General features: G+C 76.1%; 4 protein-coding genes. 1 reads left to right on the plus strand and 3 read right to left on the minus strand.

The annotated features are described in order from the left end of the window. Positions 1-80: 80 nt before the first annotated feature. From SZN_RS36870 to SZN_RS36880, 3 genes are all read right to left on the minus strand, one after another. Complete coding sequence (locus tag SZN_RS36870; protein ID WP_007506274.1) at positions 81-632, minus strand: type 1 glutamine amidotransferase domain-containing protein; 552 nt, start codon at positions 630-632, stop codon at positions 81-83. Positions 633-713: 81 nt separating this feature from the next. Continuing rightward, positions 714-1,112: a CBS domain-containing protein gene (locus SZN_RS36875; protein WP_007506275.1), complete on the minus strand. Its 399-nt coding sequence runs from the start codon at positions 1,110-1,112 to the stop codon at positions 714-716. A gap of 58 nt (positions 1,113-1,170) precedes the next feature. Continuing rightward, positions 1,171-1,560 (minus strand): DUF2795 domain-containing protein, encoded by a 390-nt coding sequence (locus SZN_RS36880; protein ID WP_007506278.1) that lies wholly within the window; start codon positions 1,558-1,560, stop codon positions 1,171-1,173. A gap of 148 nt (positions 1,561-1,708) precedes the next feature. On the opposite strand from SZN_RS36880, the gene SZN_RS41810 reads away from it, so the two are divergent. Beyond that, entirely contained in the window at positions 1,709-1,864 is a 156-nt protein-coding gene (locus tag SZN_RS41810; protein ID WP_007506280.1) for a hypothetical protein, read from the plus strand. Positions 1,865-1,911 lie beyond the last annotated feature (47 nt).

Consider the following 1,911-nt stretch of genomic DNA (forward strand, 5'->3'; position numbering starts at 1 on the left):
GGTGAGCCCTCGGGCGCGGCGGGAGGCCGGGCCGCCGCGGCCCGGCCTCCCCGCGCGGCGTCACCGCCCGCGCACGCCCCTCAGGCGGCCTTCTCCGACTCCCGCGCGAACACGTCGAGGAACGTCTCGCAGAACGCCTTGAGGTCGTCCGGCCTGCGGCTGGTGACCAGCTTGCCGGGGCCGTGGTCGCAGACCCTGACCCGCTCGTCCACCCAGGTGCCGCCGGCGTTGCGGATGTCGGTCCGCAGGCTCGGCCAGGACGTCAGCACCCGGCCGCGCACCACGTCCGCCTCCACCAGCGTCCACGCCGCGTGGCAGATCGCGGCGACCGGCCGCCCCCGCTCGGCGAAGTCCCGCACGAACGCGACGGCCTTCTCGTCCGTGCGCAGGAAGTCCGGGTTCGCGACCCCGCCGGGCAGGACCAGCGCGCCGAAGGAGTCGGCCGACGTCTCGCCGACGACCGCCTGCACGGGGAACGTGTCCGCCTTGTCGAGGTGGTCGAACGCCTGGACGGTGCCCGGCGCCGTCGACACCAGCACGGGTTCGTGACCGGCGTCCACCGCGGCCTGCCACGGTTCGGTCAGCTCCACCTGCTCGACGCCCTCGGGTGCGATCAGGAATGCGATACGCATGATCTCTCGATGTCCTTCCCGGGCCCGCCGGCCGGCGGACCCCCTCGCTGCGGCCCTGCGCGGGCCCTGCCGCCCGCGGACTCACGCGCCGGGCGCCGTCCGCGGCTCCCGCCCCCCGGTCGCGCCGCCCAGGGTGACGACACCGACCGGTATCCCGTCCTCCACCACCGGCAGCCGCCGTACGCCGTGCTCGCGCATCAGTGCCACCGCCGCGGACGCCCGCTCGCCCGGCCCGATCACCACGGGGTCCCCCGTACACGCCGACCGGGCGCTCACCGCCTGCGGATCGGCTCCCCGCACGAGCGCGCGCACGGACACGTCGCGGTCGGTGAGCACCCCCACGACGTCCTGCCCGTCGGCCACGACGACCTCGCCGACGCCCTGCGCGCGCATCAGCCGCGCGGCCTCGGCGACCCAGGCCCCGGGGCGCACCGCGGCGACACCGGGGGTCATCACGTCCTTGACCAGTTCCCCTCTCAACGGCCCCTCCCGGGTCGTGGCGCGGACCGGGGCACCCGCGGCGCCCCGGGACCGCGCGTCAGGCTTCGCCGCGGCCGGTCGCCGTCACGGCCTCGGCCAGCTCCTGGACGTTGGCGTACCGCGTCGCACGCGGCAGCCGCTCCAGCGGCTCGACCAGGGCGTCCGGCGCGTGACCGCGCCGCAGCTCACCGATCAGCTCGCGCGGACCCGCCGGGAAGGCGGTGCGGCCCAGGACCCGCGCCAGTTCCAGCCGGACGCTCTCCAGGGACGCCGTGGACGAACCCGGTGCCACCGGGCCGCCCGCCACCTGCGGATCGTCCTCGGCGGACGGCTCGGGATCGTGCCGGCGCGTCGCCCGGGTCGGATGCCCGGACCGCAGCAGTCCCTGAAGCTCGTGCTTCATCTCCTCGTCGCGGTGGACGCTCAGCCGGTCGCTGCCTCGCTGCATGACTCCCTCCAGATCTTCGGGGCTGGCCACATCTTCGGGGCTGGCCACCGCGTACCCGTCCGCCCCGGACCGACACGGGGTTTGTCCCCCGGATGGGGGGAGACCCGGCTCCCCACCCCCCCACCACGTTCCGGGGAAGGACCAGACCATGGCACTGATCGCCGTGCTCCTGCCGTTTCTGATGCTGGCCGTGACGCTGGCGCTGGGCCGCTACGAGGAACTGCTCCTCCCGGCTGAGCGGGACGAGGAACCGGTGCCCGAAGGCGCGGCCCTCGGACAGCGGGCGGGCGGCACGGCGCTCTGAGCGCACCGCCCCCGCACCCCGGCCCCCGCGCGCCCCGCCGACCGTCC

The organism is Streptomyces zinciresistens K42 (genome assembly GCF_000225525.1).
Taxonomy (GTDB): Bacteria; Actinomycetota; Actinomycetes; order Streptomycetales; family Streptomycetaceae; genus Streptomyces; species Streptomyces zinciresistens.

Excerpts from the sequence above, each read along its gene's own strand:
- SZN_RS36870 (WP_007506274.1), bottom strand. The coding sequence starts at position 632 with ATGCGTATCGCATTCCTGATCGCACCCGAGGGCGTCGAGCAGGTGGAG.
- SZN_RS41810 (WP_007506280.1), top strand. The coding sequence starts at position 1,709 with ATGGCACTGATCGCCGTGCTCCTGCCGTTTCTGATGCTGGCCGTGACG.
- SZN_RS36880 (WP_007506278.1), bottom strand. The coding sequence starts at position 1,560 with ATGCAGCGAGGCAGCGACCGGCTGAGCGTCCACCGCGACGAGGAGATG.